Below are 393 nucleotides of genomic sequence, written 5' to 3'. Positions count from 1 at the left end.
AGACTGTTTGAAAGTCTTTCTCCAGATTTCTTCAAGCTCTTTTTCGCTCTTTGCAAAAGTCCTCTTCTTTCTATCAACTTCAGCATATTCATTCTTTGTAAAATCAAACTTAGATTTAAAATATTTCTTTCTAAAATCTTCCGCTTGTTGAATTCTCTTATTCATAATTTCAATGGCAAGATCAAGAACAGGATATTTCCCTTTTTTCATTTGATCATCCATTTGAGATTGATACTTTGCCAAACGATCTACATCCGATTGCAGTAGAAATTGTTTTGAGTAATCAATTTTTTCAATGAACTTTCCAAAAGCTTTCTTAGATAGGTCATCATTTACTTCTAGCTTTCTGTAGTGATACTTCTCAAGAGATTCTTTTAGAATCTTTCCTAAAAA

The 393-nt window shown here is 30.8% G+C and carries 1 pseudogene; it reads right to left on the bottom strand.

The window, feature by feature from the left end:
• A pseudogene (locus tag M901_RS06010) lies at window positions 1-393 on the bottom strand (tail-specific protease); the annotation flags it as partial.

This window comes from Bacteriovorax sp. DB6_IX, assembly GCF_000447775.1.
Lineage (GTDB): Bacteria > Bdellovibrionota > Bacteriovoracia > Bacteriovoracales > Bacteriovoracaceae > Halobacteriovorax_A.
The sequence above is the reverse complement of the archived record's forward strand: the minus strand, read 5'-3'. Positions and strand labels throughout refer to the sequence as shown.